Below are 17,958 nucleotides of genomic sequence, written 5' to 3'. Positions count from 1 at the left end.
ATCAGTTTCTCCCTGAGCTGAAACGGTCGCCGCTGCGCAGCGGGGTCGGCGTGGAGTTGGCCCCTTCGTTGGACGGCGGGGTTTGTTCTACCACCGGCGCACCTGCCGGACGAGCCGGTTGCACCGCGTTGGCCTTGCCGGAGAGCTTGTCGAGCGGCAGGTAGATCATGCTGTTGTTGCCAGCCGGCATGTCGACCACCACCTTGTTGGCCTGCTGATAGAGCTCTTCCATGGTTTCCAGGTAGATACGATCACGGGTCAGCTCGGGCGCAGCCTGATACTGGGGCAGCAGCTCGTTGAAGCGAGCGACTTCACCCTTGGCCTTCAGCACGATCTGGGACTTGTAGGCTTCGGCCTCCTGCTCCAGGCGCTTGACCTGGCCGCGGGCCTTCGGCTCCACTTCACGGGCATAGGCTTCGGCTTCACGAATGAAGCGCTGTTCATCTTCCTGAGCGGAGATGGCGTCATCGAACGCATCCTTCACCTCTTCCGGCGGACGCGCCGGCAGGAAGTTGACGTCGACGATCTGCAGACCCATGTGATAGGGCTCGATGATGCTGTCGATCACCTGCCAGGTCTCCTGACGCACCTTCTCACGACCCGTGGTCAGCACGTCGTCCATCCGGGTGTGACCCACCACGTAGCGCAGGGCACTGTCGGTCGCCTGGCTCAGACTTTCGTCGGCGTTGGTGACGCTGAATAGATACTGCTCGGGATCGACCACGCGATACTGCACGTCCATCTCGACCCGCACCACGTTCTCGTCCTGGGTCAGCATGAAGCCGGAGGCCGGCAGGGAACGGACCGACTCCACGTCCACCGGGATCACCCGGTCGATGAAGGTCGGTTTCCAGCGCAGGCCCGGATCCACGTTGTGGGAGTACTCGCCAAAGCGCAGCACCACGCCACGCTCGGCTTCGCGAATGGTATAGAAGCCGCTGACGACCCACACCACTACCGCCACCACCAGCGCGATGGAGAGGCCGAACTTGCCGACGTCACCACCACCCGATTTACCGCCACCCAGCAGACCACCAAAACGGCGGCTCACCTTGCGCAGCATCTCGTCCAGATCAGGGGGTCCCTGATTCTTGCCGTTGTTCCCCCAGGGGTCACGGTCTTTGCCGTTATTACCAGGCTCATTCCAAGCCATCAGCGTCTCCATTAATACATGCGGATGGATATCATCTCTATCGGGCCATCAACCGTTGATGAAGCCAGCAAACATTCATCTCATCGACGAATCAATGCCTGATAAAGCGTTGTAAACTCTCACCTTCTTGCTTCACGAGGCGGTTCCAGTCAGCCAGTTGCAGGCGGACTTCCAACACAAAATCCCCCTCCTCGCTGAAACCTTCCTGCTCGATGCCCTTGAGGCGATAGAGCGCACTGCGCAATCTGGCGGCCGAAGGGGGCAACTGCAGAGTGTGGTGCACCATGGAGCCGGCCAGCAGCTCGGTCAGGGCAACAAACAGATCGTCACACCCCTCGCCGGTCTGGGCAGACAGCCAGACCCGCACCGGGCGCCCCTCTTCGTCCCGCTCCAGCCCGACCGGGTGTTCACCCAGCTTGTCGATCTTGTTGCAGATCATCAGCTGGGGCCGGTCATCGGCTTCGATCTCGGCCAGCACCTGCTGCACCGACTCGATATTCTCCTGCATCTGCTCGTCGGCACAGTCCACCACGTGCAGCAACAGATCCGCTTCGCGGGTCTCCTGCAGCGTCGCCTTGAAGGCCGCGACCAGATCATGGGGCAAGTGTCGAATAAATCCAACTGTATCCGCCAGAATCACATCACCCACATCCCGGATCACCAATTTGCGCAGGGTCGGATCCAGGGTTGCGAACAATTGGTCGGCAGCATACACGCTGGCAGCTGTAAGTTGGTTGAACAAAGTGGACTTTCCGGCGTTGGTGTAACCCACCAGAGAAACGGTCGGCACCTCGTTGCGGTTGCGGGCACGACGTCCCTGTTCCCGCTGCTTGGCCACCTTGTCGAGCCGGCGCAAAATCGCCTTGATGCGTTCACGCAACAGGCGGCGGTCGGTTTCCAGCTGGGTTTCACCCGGGCCGCGCAGGCCGATCCCCCCCTTCTGACGTTCAAGGTGGGTCCAGCCTCGCACCAGGCGAGTAGAGAGATGGCGCAACTGGGCCAGTTCGACCTGCAACTTGCCTTCGTGAGTACGGGCACGCTGAGCGAAGATATCGAGGATCAGGCCGGTCCTGTCCACTACCCGGCACTGGAACAGGCGCTCCAGGTTGCGCTCCTGGGCAGGGGTCAGGGCATGGTTGAAGATGACGACGTCGGCGTCCAGCATCTGGACCTGGGACGCGATCTCTTCAGCCTTGCCGCTGCCGACAAAAAATTTGGCGCTGGGCGCACTGCGGCTGGTGGTGATCACCCCCAGCGCATTGACCCCGGCCGAGCTCACCAGCATCTTGAGCTCTTCCAGATCCTCCCGCTCACCCTCATCACTGAAGTTGACATGTACCAGAACGGCCTGTTCGCCGGCTTCATAACGGTCAAACAAGCGCTTGCTCCTTGACAGGAATCATGATGAATCTGGGTTGACGAGTCGCCTCGTCCCGGGATATCACGCCTCGGCTTCACCCTGCTCTTCGCCAGCCGCGCCCTGGGCGTGCTGGTGATGGTTGACGGCACGGGCCGGCACCACGGTGGAGATGGCGTGCTTGTAAACCATCTGGCTCACGGTGTTCTTCAGCAAAATGACAAACTGGTCAAACGATTCGATCTGACCCTGCAGCTTGATGCCGTTCACCAAATAGATAGAAACAGGAATCCGCTCACGGCGCAGCGCATTCAAAAACGGGTCTTGGAGAGATTGCCCCTTAGCCATCTTCTTTTCCTTATAGTTTGTTGTTTTTAAACACCGGATATCAATATAACAACCTGATTATACAGGAGTGTCAAGCCACTCCGGCACGGGCGACGACCCTTGCCAGATTGCCAGACTCACCAGATTCCAACCAGGTCACATCAGACCAACCGCGCAACCAGGTCATTTGACGCTTGGCCAACTGGCGGGTGGCAACAATTCCGCGATAGCGCATCTCATCATACTCCACTTCCCCCGCCAGGTAGTCCCACATTTGGCGGTATCCCACACAGCGGATGGAGGGAAGATCCGGGGTGAGATCACCCCGTTGGTAGAGGCCCCTGACCTCCTGTTCAAAGCCGCCCTGCAGCATCTTGTCAAAGCGCAGCTCGATGCGCTGGTGCAGCACGGCGCGATCGCTCGGTGCGATGGCAAACTGCAGCACCCGGTAGGGCAGCCCTTCCCCCTGCACCTGGGTCAGCTCGGTGAGGGTCTTGCCGCTGATGCGGTAGACCTCGAGCGCCCGGCTGAGCCGTTGCGGGTCATTGGGATGGATACGGACCCCGGCCACCGGGTCGATGCGCACCAGCTCATCGTGCAGCGCCTGCCAGCCAAGGCGGGCGGCCTCTTCCTCGATGCCGGCCCGAATGGCGGGGTCGGCGGAGGGCAACGGAGAGAGTCCCTCCAGCAGCGCCTTGAAATAGAGCATGGTGCCGCCCACCAGCAGCGGAATGCGGCCGCGCTCGGCGATCTCTTTCATCTCCCGCAGCGCATCACGGCAAAAATCGGCCGCCGAATAGCTCATAGCGGGATCCAGGATGTCGATCAGCCGGTGTGGCGCCTGCGCCAGTTCGGCCGGCGTAGGCTTGGCGGTGCCGATATCCATGCCGCGATAGATGAGCGCGGAATCCACGCTGATGATGTCGCAGGGCAGTGCCTGGCACAGTTCGATGGCGAGATCCGTCTTGCCGGAGGCCGTCGGCCCCATCAGAAAAATTGCAGTCGGCAAGTCAGCCACGTGAAAAACTCCCCTTGCATGGTCGCCACCCTGGCGGCGCACCTGCAAAAAACTGGTTTATGGGTTCAAGAGGGCATTTCCCTCAATGGCCATCGGCGAACTCGGCCAGCACGCTCGCCAGTGACAGCGGGCGCACCATGCGAACGTCTGCCAGTTGGTCACTGAAATCGGCAACAAGTTCCGTCAGCAAGCGGTTGGCCGTGGCAAAATCATATACTTTTTCGCGACTTATCCCCTGCTCCACCAGCCATTGGCATAGTACTTCAGCCTGCTGGCCAGCATCACTGTCAGATCCGCTCTCGATCAGTTGCAGCAATTCGGGTAATAAGCGCACCAGATCGGTCTGGCGCAGCAGCGCCGGCACCCGAGTCAGGATCATGGTGTCGCGCCCACCGCTTTTCAACTCCAGCCCCATCCGTTTGAGCAAACGCTCCTGCATTTCCACCAGCGCGACCAGGTTTTTCGGCAGCTTGAAAGAGACCGGCAGCAGCAGCGGCTGGGCCGCCAGCCCCTGGCCCCAGGTTTCCAGCAGCCAGTGGCGCAGCAGCAGGCGCTCGGCCCGTACCAGCGACAGCAGGGCCAGCCGGTTGTCTCGCTCCAGCAGCAGATAGGCCTGCTCCACCAGGGTCAAAGCCCGCCATGCCCCCGCCTTGGCAGCCACGGCGGCGGCAGGCGCGGTTTCAGCCTCTGCCAGCGGCGTGTCCTGCACCGTCGGCAGGGTGGTGAGCAGCGCTCCCATGCCGCGCATCGCCTCCCGGCTGGGGGGCTCGGGCGGCTGGTAGTGGCCGGGTCGCCCGGCGCCACTTCCTTCCCGCACTTCCCGGGCCGGGGCACGGTAGTTGTGCTCGGCACCATACCACTCGGCTCTGGGCGCCTGGCCCGGATACTCGATGGGGGCACTGACCGGCAGCTCGACCAGGGTCTCGGCCAGAGGCTGGTCGCTCTCGTCGCTTGCCGCCCCTGGCTGGCGCAGGGCGGTAAAGAGCGCCTGGAAGATGAAGTCGTGAATGAGGCGCGCCTGATGAAAACGCACCTCGTGCTTGGCCGGATGGACGTTGACGTCCACCTGACGCGGATCCAGCTCGATGTAGAGCACGTAGGCCGCGAAGCGATCGGTCGGCAGCAGCTCGTCATAGGCCTGGCGGATGGCGTGGTTGATCAGCTTGTCGCGCATCATGCGGCCGTTGACATAGGTGTATTGCAGATCGTTCTGCGGTCTGCCGCCGGCGGGCGTGGCCAGCCAGCCCCACAGCCGCACGTCGCTGTGCTCGCTCTCCACCGCCAGCGCGTGATGCATGAAGGGAGAGCCGCACACCGCGGCGAGCCGGCGCTCCTGCTCCGCCACCGTGTTGGCAGCCTTGTACTGGCGCACCACCTTGCCGTTGTGGCGCAGGATCAGGGTGACATCGAAGCGGGAGAGCGCGATGCGGCGCACCAGCTCGTCGATGTGGGCAAACTCGGTCTTTTCGCTGCGCATGAACTTGCGCCGGGCCGGGGTGTTGAAGAAGAGGTCCACCACCTCCACCGTGGTGCCCACCGGGTGGGCCGCCGGCTTGACGGTGACGCTCATCTCGCGCCCTTCGGCCTGGGCCTGCCAGGCCTCGGACTGCTCCGCCGTGCGGGAGGTAAAGGTGAGCCGGGAGACCGAACTGATGGAGGCGAGCGCCTCGCCGCGAAAGCCCAGGCTGTTGATCCCTTCCAGATCGTCGAGAGTCGCCACCTTGGATGTGGCGTGGCGCGACAGCGCCAGCACCAGCTCATCCTTGGCGACGCCACCGCCATTGTCGCGAATGCGAATGAGCTTGGCACCACCCTTGTCGATGTCGATCTCGACCCGGTCGGCCCCTGCATCCAGGCTGTTTTCCACCAGCTCCTTGACCACGGAGGAGGGCCGCTCCACCACCTCACCGGCAGCAATCTGGTTGGCCAGAATCGGCGGCAATATACGAATTGGCATCGCTTACTCCTGCTGGTTGAACGGGATGGCTGTGGCAACCGCCCCGACTGGGCGCCACGCCGCCGTATCACCGCCCGCGCTCGTCTGGCTGGCCAGAACAGGGGACAAAGAACGGATCGGCATCGCTGGCTCCTGCTGGTTGAAGGTGCGGATAATCGGCGGGGGCGATGAGGACTAGCCGGGTCAGCCCTTGCCACTGGCAGGGGCGGGCCCGGCGCCTCATCCAGCGCTATTTTTGCGGGATATAGAGCACCTGCCCTATCTGGATGTCCCGCGACTTGAGCTTGTTGATCTCCACCAGTCGCGCCTGGCTAACCCCGTATTTCTCGGCAAGCCGGGAGAGGCTCTGCCCGCGGGTGACCACATGACGGATCATGTTGGCCTTGTCGTTGCTCTGCACGCTGGTCACCGGCACGCTCGGCTCCTTGGCCGCCACCACGTAGGGCTTGATCACCCCGGCGCCGGACGAAGAGCCGCCGACGCTGCTGACCGGCGCCCCGCCGTCGCTGCTGCGGTTCGGTTCGGTGGCCGGCATCCGGTTGGTTACCACCGGCTGCGCTGCAGGTTTGCTGACGGCGACCGGCTTGCTGGCAGGGGCGGGGCGGCTGACCGCGGCCTGCTTGTTGCTGGCCTGCCCCTTGCCGGTGAGCATGGCGCCCTTGGTCGGGTGAGCCCGGTAATAGTTGCGGATCCCCTCGAAGATGGCGCGAGCCAGTTGATCCTGATAGCTGGAGGTCGCCAGCAGCTTCTCTTCGGCGTGGTTGGAGATAAAGCCCGTCTCCACCAGCACGGAGGGAATGTCCGGCGCCTTCAGCACCGCCAGGCTGGCGTGCTCCGGCGCCTTCTTGTGCAATCGGGCCACCCGGCCCAGCGAGCGCAGGATCTGGCGGCTGACGTCATAGCCCTCAGCCCGCGACTTGTCCATGGAGAGGTCGAGGAAGGTCTGCGCCAAGTAAGGGTTGGGATCGGATTCGGCCAACACCTTGCCTACGCCCCCCAGCAGCTCGCCCTGTTTCTCCTGCTTCTCCAGCCAGCTGCCCATCTCGCGGTTGGCACGGTTGGTCGACAGCACCCAGACGGAGGCGCCGCGCGGGGTCGAGTTGTGGAAGCTGTCGGCGTGCACCGACACCAGCAGATCGGCCTTGGCCTTGCGGGCAATCTCGGAGCGCTTGTTCAGATCGACGAAGTAGTCGCCGCGCCGGGTCAGCACGGCGCGCATGCCGGGTTCGCGGTCGATGAGGGCGGCCAGTTTCTGGGAAACCGCCAGGGTCACCCGCTTCTCGTAGGTGCGGCGCGGACCGATGGAGCCCGGGTCTTCCCCGCCGTGGCCCGGGTCGATGGCGATCACCACCCCCTTGCCCTTGCCGCCCACCGGTGCCGCCTGAGCGGTGGCGGAGGACTTCTCTTCATAAGGCAGGTCGATCACCAGCCGGTGGCCGTAGGGGCCGGCCGGTGCCAGCGGAAAGACCACCGGCTTGATGGCTGAACTCAGGTCCAGCACCAGCCGCAGCCCGCCTTTTTCCAGCGGCGAACTCTCGCGGATCTTGCGCACCAGCTCGCTCTTGTTCTCGATGCGGGCCAGGTTGGTGACGTTGCTCGCCCCTTTCAGGTCGATCACCAGCCGATCGGGGCCGGTCAGGGTGAAGTAGTTGTAATTAGGGGCGCTGCTCATGTCGAGCACCACCCGGGTGTTATCCGGCGATGGCCACACCCGCACGCTCTTGAGCTGATTCGCCCAGGAGGGTAAGGCCAGCAGGGAGAGGGCAATAACAAGGATCAAGCGCACGTAGATGACAACCGTTCCAGAATGGCTTCGCCAATAGCAGTGCGGGCGTCAATCTGCACCTCGCGCTGCTCGTTTGCATAACTCAGGGTGATCTCGAGATCCGGCGCAGGCAGCCAGCCGTCGCCCTTTTCCGGCCACTCCACCAGACAGAGGGTGTTGGCGCCGAAGTAGTCGCGGATCCCCATGAACTCCAGCTCTTCCGGGTCGGCCAGCCGATAGAGATCGAAGTGATAGAGCTGCCAGTCGGCCAGCTCGTAGGGCTCCACCAGGGTGTAGGTCGGGCTCTTGACCTTGCCCTCATGACCCAGCCCCTGCACCCAGCCCCGAGTCAGGGTGGTCTTGCCGGCCCCCAGGGCCCCATGCAGGAAGACAGTGGTCGCCTGCTGGCAGGCGTGGGCCAGACGGCCACCCAGTGCCACGGTTGCTGCCTCGTCCGGCAGTGTCATCATCAACTGTTTTGCCATGTTCTTCTTTAGCTTGTTATGGTGTCGGGATTAACCAGTCGACGGATAAAGGGCAGCAGGTCTGATGCCAGCATGCCCCGCTCTCCGTCTGCAGCGGCCAGATCGGCCGCTTCCCCGTGGATCACGGCGCCCAGTCGGGCTGCCTCGGCGGCAGACCAGCCCTGGGCCAAAAGGGCGGCGATTATACCAGATAACAGGTCGCCCATGCCGCCACTGGCCATGCCGGGATTGCCCTCGTTGCAGAGCGTCATCCCCTTGCCGTCGTGGATCAGCGTCCCCGCCCCCTTGAGCAGCACCACACCGCCGAAGCGCTGCTGCAGACGCTGCACCGCGGCAAAGCGATCCGCGGCGATCTCGGCAATGGTGCAGCCCAGCAGGCGGGCCGCCTCGCCCGGATGGGGCGTGAGCACCCAATTATCCTGATGACGGGGACATTGCGCCAGCCAATTCAATCCATCGGCATCCAATACCAGTGGCACCCGCTCGTTAACAAATGACTCAAAATGGCACCGACCCCACTCATCCTGACCCAGACCCGGTCCCACCACCCGCACCGAGGCCCAGTTTTCCTCCCCCCCGGCCTGACTGCCCATCAATTCGGCCTGGTAGAGGCTGGCGGGCAGGTGATCAGGATGCTGGCACACCCGCACCAGACCGGCACCGGCCCGCAGGCAGGCGCGCGCTGCCAGCACGATGGCCCCCTGCATCCCCGCATTGCCCCCCACCAGCAACACCTTGCCGTGGGAGCCCTTGTGGGACGAGCGCTGGCGCGGCGTCAGCCTGGCGCGAAGAGAAGGATAATCGACGCGCTCGGCGGCCGCCTGCCACTCGGGCGGCGCGGTGACGCCGAGGGTGTCGCAGTCGAGTCGACCGACGCAATCCACCCCGTCGGCGGTGAGCATGCCCTGCTTGATGCCGATGAAAGTGAGGGTACGGCTGGCGCGCACCACGGTCCCCATGGCGCAGCCGGTATCGGCATTGAGGCCGGAGGGGAGATCCACCGCCAACACGGGCACCTGCAAGCCATTGATTGTTGCGACGATCCTTGTCATGAGCGGTGACAGCCGGATATGGACACCGGTGCCAAGCAGTGCATCTATCACCAGATCAGGGGTCGGCAGCCGGTCGAGATCACCCGCCTCTGCCGACACCACTGTGCCCCCCATCGCCAGCCACTCGTCGGCGGCCCGCCTGGCATCCCCCGTCAGCTCGGCGGGATCCCGCACGGCAATCACCTGAAGCTCAAGACCAAGCTGTCTCGCCAGGCGGGCCAGCACGTAGCCGTCGCCACCGTTGTTGCCGGGGCCGGTAAAGATCCACCAGCACCGGCTGTGCGGCCAGTGGTGGGTGGCGTAGGTACGCAGCGCAGCACCGGCGCGCTCCATCAGGGCATAGAGGCTCAGCCCCTCGCGTTCGGCCCACTCCCGCTCCAGGGCACGGATCTGTTCAGTCCGCCACAGTGATTGTGGTAAGCTCTGCCCCTCTTTCCCGCTGATAGCATCCCCGATGACCTGTTCCATGACGGCTCCTGACTCTCATCCATTGATCCGGTCCGGCGGGCACCGGGCTCATGATGCAGTATGACGGCGGCAAACGCCCCCATCGGTTAACCTTGGCAGCAAGCCCCCAGAGATGCGATACAGCATGACAGTACACTCCCATCCCGGTGCACGCTCAGGCCGCCCGCCAGCAGGACCGGCAGCGCCATGACCACGGCCGAACTCCATCAACTGGCCCAAGATATCAAGCTCTGGGCGAGCGAGCTAGGATTCGACCAGGCCGGCATCACAGACACGGATCTCACCCTCGAAGAGCCCAGGCTGCAAGCCTGGCTGGACGCTGGCTATCACGGCAGCATGGACTACATGGCGCGCCACGGCATGATGCGGGCCCGTCCCCACGAGCTGCTGCCGGGTACCTTGCGGGTGCTGTCGGTGCGGATGAACTATCTCCCGTTCGAGGCGGGCTTCGCCGCCACCCTGCGCGACCCCACCCTCGGCTACATCAGCCGCTATGCCCTGGGTCGCGACTACCACAAGCTGCTGCGCAGCCGGCTCAAGCAGCTGGGGGAGCGCATCGAGCAGCGCTGCGAGGCGCTGGGCTGGCGCCCCTTCGTCGACTCGGCCCCCATTCTGGAGCGGCCGCTGGCGGCCAAGGCCGGCCTCGGCTGGGTGGGCAAACACTCGCTGCTGCTCAACGAGTCGGCGGGATCCTTCTTCTTTCTGGGGGAGCTGCTGCTCAGCCTGCCGCTGCCGCTGGATGCCCCGGTGGAGCAAGAGCAGTGCGGCAAGTGTGTGGCCTGCATCAACATCTGCCCCACCGGCGCCATTGTCGCCCCCTACGTGGTGGATGGCCGCCGCTGCATCTCCTACCTCACCATCGAGAACGACGGCCCCATCCCCGTAGAGTTCCGGCCGCTGATGGGCAACCGCATCTATGGCTGTGACGACTGCCAGCTCATCTGCCCCTGGAACCGCTACGCCAATGCCAGCCCTGAGCCCGACTTCAGCCCGCGCCCCAATCTGCACCGCCCGCCCCTCTTGACCTTGTGGGGCTGGAGCGAGCGCGAGTTTCTCAAGCACACGGAAGGCAGCCCCATTCGCCGCATCGGCTATCAGCGCTGGCGCCGCAACCTGGCGGTGGCCCTTGGCAACGGCCCAGCCAGCCAGGAGGTAATGGTGGCCCTGCAGCAGGCGCTGGCTGAAGCCGAGCCCATGGTGGCCGAACATATCGAGTGGGCGCTGGCGACCCTGGCCCGGCGCCAGCAGGATGACAACAAAAAGACCCGCTTGCTGATCCGCTGCATCGAAAAAGGTCTGCCGGATCACGCATAGACGATCTGCCCCTTGCCGGATCCAGGTCATTTTTTCATGCTCTGCCGACGGTCGATGGTCGGCACAACAAAAGGAACAAGCTGATGCAGATGTTGGGAGTGGATATCGGTGGTTCGGGGATCAAGGGATGCCTGGTCGACACCGCAACGGGCGAGCTGATTGGCGAACGCCACCGGCTGGTGACGCCGCAGCCGGCCACCCCGGCCGCCGTGGCGCATACCCTCAAGGCGCTGGTGGAACACTTCGACTGGAAGGGCCCGGTGGGCTGCGGCTTTCCCGCCACCATCCACAACGGCATCGCCAAGAGTGCGGCCAACATCGACAAGAGCTGGATTGAGACCGACGTCGCCCATCTGTTTGGCGACGTGACCGGCCAGCCCTGCCACGTGCTGAACGACGCCGATGCGGCCGGTCTGGCGGAGATGCGCTACGGCAACGGCCGGGATCGCCAGGGGGTGATCATCCTCATCACGGTCGGCACCGGCATCGGCACCGCCGTGTTCGTCAACGGCCAACTGCTGCCCAACACCGAGCTGGGTCACCTGATGCTGGAAGGGATGGTGGCCGAGCACTACTGCTCGGACGCGGTGCGCAAGCGCGAGGATCTCTCCTGGGGCCGCTGGGGCAAGCGCTTCAACAAGTACCTGGCTCGCCTCGAGTTTCTGTTCTCCCCCGACCTCTTCATCCTGGGCGGCGGCAGCGCCGCCAAGCTCGACAAGTTCATCGACAAGATTGAGACCCGGGCCCCGCTGGTAGCGGCCGCCAACCTCAATCAGGCCGGTATCATAGGCGCCGCTCTGCACGCCGCCGAGCTGACCGCCGCCCGCCAGTCGGCATGAGCCCGTCGTGAACAACAAACAGCAGAGGCCCGGCATTGCCGGGCCTCTGCTGTTTTCCCCGCACATTTTTCACTACGCGCCGCACACCTCACCCGACAACAGCCATCCCCTAGAGATCGTCGAGCCGATGGGCACCGTGCACCAGCCGGGTCAGGCGGGTCTGCTCCTGCGTGGCCAGGCCACCCAGCAGCCGCACCGTCTCCTCGGTCGGACACTCCCGGGCCAGATGGCTGAGCTCGCCGATGAGTTTCTCCTCCTGCCGGCACACCAGCTGCACTATGTCCTGGGTCTGGGCCGTGGCAGGCAGGCTCAGGCGCCGGATCCCGGGCAGCAGATCCTCGCTGAAGCCCCGCTCCAGCCAGGTCTCCTTCACCCCTTCGCCAAGTTCGCTCAAATAGTCATCCAGCTGGGTACCAGCCGCCTCCTCCCGCTGCTGCAGATAGGCCAGCAGCAGCCGGCTGCGCTCGCCATCCACCTGGGTCATGAGGCGCCCGTAACAGAGTCCAAGCTGGTGATGCACCTGCTCCAGATAGAGCAGCAAGTCTTTGATTTGTTGAAATCGCATCAGGTTGCCCTCCTGTATGTCGTGCCCATTCAGTATAAAAAACAGGCAATTGCAAGCCAAGCCAAAGCACGGCCCTTGTTGTGCTGCATCAAGAAGCCGGCCAAGAAAGCAGCGATCGATACAAAATGGAATGATTTGTGCCAACCCGGGGGGAGTAAAAGGATGAGCAGCTGAATCCGTCTCACGACTAATAAAGGAAGTGATAATGGTGTATTTGCCATTTGATATTCGGCAATCCTACTACACTGCCAAATACAATATTGATGTGAACCGGATCACCGTCGGCCTTAGTCAACCAGTGGCAATCCTTATCACTTTTTTAGACGTCTAGATGTATAAACACGCGTTGACATGGCCATCCAGACATCTTAGCATCATCCTCCATGATGACAGAGCAACCCAGTGAAACCTCTGCCCAATTCACCCGCCTGTAGCGCCCTGTGCTTTAAGGCTGTTAGCACGGAAGAATCCATGATTAAGTTGATCGGTCTCAACAAAGTCTACGGTAAAGGCAGTGATGCCGTGCACGCCCTGCGTGATGTCAGCCTGCATGTGCCGCAAGGCAAAATTTTCGGGGTAATCGGTGCCTCCGGTGCCGGCAAGAGCACCCTCATCCGCTGCGTCAACCTGCTGGAGCGCCCGACGGATGGCCAGATCATCGTCGACGGCCAGGATCTGGTCGCCCTGAGCGAGCGGGATCTAACCCAGGCCCGCCGCCAGATCGGGATGATCTTCCAGCACTTCAACCTGCTGGCCTCCCGCACCGTCTCCGCCAACGTCGCCTTTCCGCTGGAGCTGGCGGGCTGGAGCAAGGACAAGATCCAGAATCGGGTCACCGAGCTGCTGGCGCTGGTCGGGCTGGAAGCCCGCGCCCACGCCTATCCGTCAGAGCTATCCGGCGGTCAGAAGCAGCGGGTCGCCATCGCCCGGGCGCTGGCCCCGGCCCCCAAGGTGTTGCTGTGCGACGAGGCTACCTCGGCCCTCGACCCACAGACCACCCGCTCGATCCTGACCCTGCTCAAGGAGATCAACGTCAAGCTGGGGCTCACCATACTGCTCATCACCCACGAGATGGACGTGGTGAAGGGGATCTGCGACGAAGTGGCCATCATCAGCGACGGCCGGCTGATCGAACAGGGCGAAGTGGCCTGGTTCTTCAGCAATGCCAAGACCCAGCTGGCACGGGATTTCATCCACTCCACCATTCACCTGGAAGTACCCCAGGAGTATCAGGATCGGATGAGTAGCGACCGGGTACCTGCCAGCTATCCGCTGGTGAAACTCGGCTTTACCGGCAGCACGGTCGACACGCCGCTCATCTCGGAAGCGAGCCGCCGCTTCAACATCGACATCAGCATTCTGAGCGCCGACATCGAGTACGCCGGCGGCGTCAAGTTCGGCTTCCTGCTGGCGGAACTGTTCGGGGATGAGGCCCAGTGCGAGGCCACCCAACAGTTCTTCATCGACAACCATATTCAGCTGGAGGTAATGGGTTATGTCCGAAGCAATGATTAATCTGCTGTTCACAGCCCTGGGCGACACCCTCATCATGGTGTTTGCCTCCGCCCTGTTCGGCTGCCTGCTCGGTCTGCCGCTCGGCGTGGCGCTGCACGTGACCAAGGCCGGCCAGATCCTGGCCAACCCGCTGCTCAACCGCACTCTGGGCATGGTGGTCAATGTCGGTCGCTCGGTGCCCTTCATTATCCTGCTGGTCGCGATCATCCCGCTGACCCGGCTGATCGTCGGCACCAGCATCGGCACCATCGCCGCCATCGTGCCGCTGACCGTCGGTTGCATCCCCTTCATCGCCCGCCTGGTGGAAGGGGCCCTGATGGAGGTGCCGGACGGCCTGCTGGAAGCGGCCAAGGCCATGGGCGCCAAGCCATTGCAAATCATCACCAAGGTACTGCTGCCCGAGGCCCTGCCCGGCATCCTCAACAGCGTCACCATCACCCTCGTCACGCTGGTGAACTACTCCGCCATGGCTGGTGCCATCGGGGGTGGTGGACTGGGCGATGTGGGTATTCGCTACGGCTATCAACGCTTTGACCCAACCGTCATGCTGGTCACCGTCGTGATCCTGGTAGTGCTGGTTCAACTCATCCAGAGCGCGGGTGAGCGCCTGGTCAACAAATGTGATCATCGTTAATCGTCGATTTCTGACAGGAGGTTTCATGAAATTTGGCATCAAATCCGTTGCGGCTGCCCTGCTGGCTACCCTGGTACTGGCCGGTTGCGGTCAAAAAGAAGAGAACAAGACCCTGAAGGTGGGCGCCATCGCCGGCCCCGAGACCGAACTGGTTGAAGTGGCCGCCAAAGTGGCCAAGGAGAAATACGGTCTGACCGTCGAGGTGGTCAACTTCTCCGACTACGTCACCCCGAACGTGGCCCTGAACGATGGCAGCGTTGACGTCAACGCCTTCCAGCACAAGCCCTATCTGGATGCCCAGATCCGTGATCGCGGCTTCAAGCTGGTGCCGGTCGGCAACACCTTCGTCTACCCGATCGCCGGTTACTCCAAGAAGATCAAGGCCCTCTCCGAGCTGAAAGATGGTGCCCAGATCGCGGTGCCGAACGATCCGACCAACCTGGGCCGCTCCCTGATCCTGCTGGAGAAGCAGGGTCTGCTGAAGCTCAAAGAGGGTGCCGGTCTGGAAGCAACCGTGCTGGACATCGCCAGCAACCCGCGCAACTTCAAGATCGTCGAGCTGGAAGCTGCCCAGCTGCCGCGCTCGCTGGAAGACGTGGACTTGGCCATCATCAACAACACCTTCGCCGGTCAGATCGGCCTGACCCCGACCGAGAACGGCCTGTTTGTCGAGGACAAGGAGTCCCCCTACGTCAACCTGATCGTCGCCCGCGACAACAACAAGGACGACGAGAAGGTCAAACAGTTCGTACAGGCCTTCCAGACCGATGACGTCTACAAGAAAGGGCTGGAACTGTTCAAAGGCGGCCTGGTGAAAGGTTGGTAATCACTCACTCGGCAAAAAAGGCCACGCAATGCGTGGCCTTTTTTATTGCTGCCGCTATCATATCGGCGAGCACGGCAACACGAACATATTCATCACATGAAAAAATGGTATCTGGCCTACTGCAAGCCAAAAGAAGAGGCCCGCGCCCGCGCCCATCTCGAAGCCCAGGGGATCGAGTCCTACTATCCCATGGTGGAAATTGAAAAACTGCGGCGGGGCAAGCGAGTCCCGGTGCGGGAGCCCATGTTCCCCAACTACCTGTTCATCTACGTGGATCTGGAAGAGGTCACCCCGGTCACCCTGAAGTCCACCCGCGGCATCAGCCGCATCATCCACTTCGGGCGGGAGTGGACCGCCATCAACAGCCAGCTGGTCTATCAGCTGATGAGCCGGGACGACAGCGACGAGGCACGCGCCAGCTACGCCAACCTGCCGACCCAGGGCGACAAGGTATTGATAGAATCCGGTCCGCTGGCCGGCTTCGAGGCCATCTATCTGGAGCCGGATGGCGACAAACGCGCGATCCTGCTGGTGAGCCTGCTCAATCAGGAGACCAGCAGCAGCTTCGACAACCAGTCCTTCCGCCGGCTGGAGTGACCCGCCAGGCCAGAGCAACCACCTGGCTGAAAAGAAACGGGGCAGGCCAAGCGGCCTGCCCCGTTTTCATGGCCCTTGTCCGCCTCAGGCATCCAGTTCGAAGCGGCTGATCACCGCCGTCAAGCGGCCGGTATCCTGCGCCAGCCTGGCCACTATCACCTCCCCCTGCTGGCTGCGCTGGCTCGACTGCCGGCTGAGCCCGGCGATCTCCTCCACCGTGCCCGCCACCTCCTGCGCCACCCGCGACTGCTGCTCGGTCGCGGTGGCGATCGCCCCCAGCTGACCCGACAAGTCCTGCACCAGTTGCAGCATGGCGTCCAGGGTAGCGGTCACCGAATCGACGGCGCCGCGCCCCTCCTCCACCAGCCGGGTACCGCTGCCAACCGTGTTGACGGTCTGGCGGGTCTGCTGCTGGATGCTGGCGATGGTCTGGCTGATCTCCTCGGTGGACTGGCTGGTGCGGCTCGCCAGCAGGCGCACCTCGTCGGCCACCACCGCAAAACCGCGCCCCTGCTCGCCAGCCCGCGCCGCCTCGATGGCGGCGTTGAGCGCCAGCAGATTGGTCTGCTCGGCGATGGTGGCGATCACCTCGGTGACGCGTCCCACCTGCTCGCTCTGGCTGCTGAGCTGGCCCATCGCCTCGTTCGCCTGGGCAATCATGGCGGCAATCTGCTGCATGGTGGCCGTCATGCGGGCCAGCTCGTGGCCTCCCTGGCGGGTCTGTTGTTCGGCCTGCTGGGCGGCCCGCGCCGCTTCGGCGATATTGCCCGCCACATCCCGGGTGCTGACCGACATCTGCTCGATGGCCGCCGCCACCGTATCGACCCGCTGATTCTGGCTCGCCAGATCGGTGACGATGGAGCGGGTGGTGCTGCTCACCTCACCGCAGGCCCCGTCTACCTGCCCCACCGCCCCCTGGATCTCCCCCACCAGCTGGCGCAGCTGGCCGGACATCTGGTTGATGGAGCCCGTCAGCCCGCCCAGCTCATCCTGGCTCTGCACCGGCAGGGGACGAGCCGGCAGCCGGCCATTGGCCACCTGATCGGCTCGCAGCACCAGACTGGCGATGTCCCGGGTCAGGCGGCGACTGAACAGCAGCGCCACTAGGGTACCCAGCACGATCACGGTCAGGGTGGCCAGCAGCAGGGTGCGATTGATGGCCTGACCGGCGCTGGTCATCTTCTGGCCCATGCTCTGTACCTCGGCACGGGTCTCGGTCACCTGGCCGGCCAGCTGGGTCGCCAGTTGGCCGAGGGCGGGCTCAATCTCGGTCGCCATCAGGTAATTGGCCTGATCCCAGTCCGGGGACTGACGCTTCTCGATCACCTGGCCCACCAGCTCGGCAAAGGGGGCCGACATCTCCTCGAACAGCGACCAGATCCCCTTCTGCGCCTCGGTAAAGTTGGCCTCTTGCTGTTTCAGCTCGGCCACTCGCTGCTGGTGGAACTGGTAATAGTCCTGGTATTTGGTGCGATAGTCCGGATCCCCCGAGATGAGGAAGTCACGCAGGGCGGAGAGGGCATTGGAGAGGCCGTTGTAGGCATCCCCCACCTGCTTGAGCAGCAGGCGACGATCGCCGGGCAGCTGATCCTGCGGGGTCGCCACCTCTTCGTTGGCAAAGGACTGCAGTTGATCGAGGGCAGACTCTGCCAACGGCCCCGCCTCCTGCAGCATCAGGGTGTGGGCGGGCAGATTTTCGTCGGTCTGGGCGATATCCCACACCTTCTGTTGGCTGGTCTTGAAGGCCTTGAGCGAGCGGGCAAGCTCGGCGGTGAACTGCTGATGCTCGATCACCTGCCAGGCCCCCTCCCACTCCTGTTTGAGGCGGTCGGCCTGCGCCGGATCCTTGCCCAGGATGAGATAGGCCCGCAGGGAGGATATGGTCGCCACCAGCGCCTTCTGGCTGGCCTCATCCCGTTGCAGGGCGGGCAGGGCCTGCTCCATCAGAGCGCTGCCGGCCTGTCCGATGCGGCCGAGCTGGTGGTAGACCAGGCTGGAAGAGAGGATCACCAGCAGATTGATAAAACAGAAGCTGAGCAGCAGCTTGCTTGAAATTTTCATGAACGTCCTTGTTTCTTTGCGGGCA

The 17,958-nt window shown here is 63.3% G+C and carries 16 protein-coding genes; 6 read left to right on the top strand and 10 right to left on the bottom strand.

Annotated elements, in window-relative coordinates; genetic code table 11:
* Position 1: 1 nt before the first annotated feature.
* The 8 genes from hflK to AB5Y95_RS19555 all read right to left on the bottom strand — a co-directional run bounded on the left by hflK (position 2) and on the right by AB5Y95_RS19555 (position 9,582).
* Entirely contained in the window at positions 2-1,153 is a 1,152-nt protein-coding gene (hflK, locus tag AB5Y95_RS19590) for an FtsH protease activity modulator HflK (RefSeq protein WP_005304223.1), read from the bottom strand.
* 91 nt (positions 1,154-1,244) lie between these two features.
* Positions 1,245-2,531 carry a ribosome rescue GTPase HflX gene (gene hflX / locus AB5Y95_RS19585; protein WP_005304225.1) on the bottom strand — a complete coding sequence of 429 codons (1,287 nt, stop codon included), beginning with the start codon at positions 2,529-2,531 and terminating at the stop codon, positions 1,245-1,247.
* A gap of 63 nt (positions 2,532-2,594) precedes the next feature.
* Positions 2,595-2,858, bottom strand: coding sequence for an RNA chaperone Hfq (gene hfq / locus AB5Y95_RS19580; protein WP_005304228.1), 264 nt, complete (start codon positions 2,856-2,858; stop codon positions 2,595-2,597).
* Between the two features lie 70 nt (positions 2,859-2,928).
* Complete coding sequence (gene miaA, locus AB5Y95_RS19575; RefSeq protein ID WP_368162112.1) at positions 2,929-3,846, bottom strand: tRNA (adenosine(37)-N6)-dimethylallyltransferase MiaA; 918 nt, start codon at positions 3,844-3,846, stop codon at positions 2,929-2,931.
* Between the two features lie 91 nt (positions 3,847-3,937).
* The gene (mutL, locus tag AB5Y95_RS19570) at positions 3,938-5,812 is read right to left on the bottom strand and encodes a DNA mismatch repair endonuclease MutL (RefSeq protein WP_368161865.1); all 1,875 of its coding nucleotides are present in this window, start codon (positions 5,810-5,812) and stop codon (positions 3,938-3,940) included.
* Between the two features lie 229 nt (positions 5,813-6,041).
* Positions 6,042-7,598 (bottom strand): N-acetylmuramoyl-L-alanine amidase, encoded by a 1,557-nt coding sequence (locus AB5Y95_RS19565; RefSeq protein ID WP_368161864.1) that lies wholly within the window; start codon positions 7,596-7,598, stop codon positions 6,042-6,044.
* The gene (gene tsaE / locus AB5Y95_RS19560; protein WP_005304245.1) at positions 7,589-8,062 is read right to left on the bottom strand and encodes a tRNA (adenosine(37)-N6)-threonylcarbamoyltransferase complex ATPase subunit type 1 TsaE; all 474 of its coding nucleotides are present in this window, start codon (positions 8,060-8,062) and stop codon (positions 7,589-7,591) included. Before tsaE ends, AB5Y95_RS19565 begins: the two co-directional genes overlap by 10 nt.
* An 8-nt stretch (positions 8,063-8,070) precedes the next feature.
* Complete coding sequence (locus AB5Y95_RS19555; protein ID WP_368161863.1) at positions 8,071-9,582, bottom strand: NAD(P)H-hydrate dehydratase; 1,512 nt, start codon at positions 9,580-9,582, stop codon at positions 8,071-8,073.
* A gap of 186 nt (positions 9,583-9,768) precedes the next feature.
* Between AB5Y95_RS19555 and queG the strand changes: the two genes are divergently transcribed.
* Both queG and ppgK read left to right on the top strand, forming a co-directional pair.
* Positions 9,769-10,896 (top strand): tRNA epoxyqueuosine(34) reductase QueG, encoded by a 1,128-nt coding sequence (gene queG, locus AB5Y95_RS19550; protein ID WP_368161862.1) that lies wholly within the window; start codon positions 9,769-9,771, stop codon positions 10,894-10,896.
* A gap of 83 nt (positions 10,897-10,979) precedes the next feature.
* Positions 10,980-11,735 (top strand): polyphosphate--glucose phosphotransferase, encoded by a 756-nt coding sequence (gene ppgK / locus AB5Y95_RS19545; RefSeq protein ID WP_005304254.1) that lies wholly within the window; start codon positions 10,980-10,982, stop codon positions 11,733-11,735.
* A gap of 109 nt (positions 11,736-11,844) precedes the next feature.
* On the opposite strand, the gene AB5Y95_RS19540 is transcribed toward ppgK, so the two are convergent.
* Positions 11,845-12,300, bottom strand: a complete 456-nt coding sequence (locus tag AB5Y95_RS19540; protein ID WP_026139000.1) for a hypothetical protein — start codon at positions 12,298-12,300, stop codon at positions 11,845-11,847.
* A gap of 471 nt (positions 12,301-12,771) precedes the next feature.
* Between AB5Y95_RS19540 and metN the strand changes: the two genes are divergently transcribed.
* The 4 genes from metN (at position 12,772) to rfaH (ending at position 15,872) form a co-directional block, all read left to right on the top strand.
* Positions 12,772-13,815 carry a methionine ABC transporter ATP-binding protein MetN gene (gene metN / locus AB5Y95_RS19535; RefSeq protein ID WP_368161861.1) on the top strand — a complete coding sequence of 348 codons (1,044 nt, stop codon included), beginning with the start codon at positions 12,772-12,774 and terminating at the stop codon, positions 13,813-13,815.
* Positions 13,796-14,449: a methionine ABC transporter permease gene (locus AB5Y95_RS19530; RefSeq protein WP_011704854.1), complete on the top strand. Its 654-nt coding sequence runs from the start codon at positions 13,796-13,798 to the stop codon at positions 14,447-14,449. Before metN ends, AB5Y95_RS19530 begins: the two co-directional genes overlap by 20 nt.
* Positions 14,450-14,474: 25 nt before the next feature.
* A complete protein-coding gene (gene metQ / locus AB5Y95_RS19525) occupies positions 14,475-15,275 on the top strand; it encodes a methionine ABC transporter substrate-binding lipoprotein MetQ (RefSeq protein ID WP_005304269.1) in 801 nt (266 codons plus the stop codon).
* 96 nt (positions 15,276-15,371) lie between these two features.
* Positions 15,372-15,872, top strand: coding sequence for a transcription/translation regulatory transformer protein RfaH (rfaH, locus tag AB5Y95_RS19520; protein ID WP_005304273.1), 501 nt, complete (start codon positions 15,372-15,374; stop codon positions 15,870-15,872).
* Positions 15,873-15,956: 84 nt separating this feature from the next.
* Here rfaH and AB5Y95_RS19515 read toward each other — a convergent pair whose 3' ends face one another.
* A complete protein-coding gene (locus AB5Y95_RS19515) occupies positions 15,957-17,933 on the bottom strand; it encodes a methyl-accepting chemotaxis protein (protein ID WP_368161860.1) in 1,977 nt (658 codons plus the stop codon).
* Between the last annotated feature and the right edge of the window lie 25 nt (positions 17,934-17,958).

The sequence above is a fragment of the Aeromonas sp. R5-3 genome (assembly GCF_040908225.1).
Taxonomy (GTDB): Bacteria; Pseudomonadota; Gammaproteobacteria; order Enterobacterales; family Aeromonadaceae; genus Aeromonas; species Aeromonas dhakensis.
This window is presented reverse-complemented; position numbering and strand designations above follow the sequence as displayed.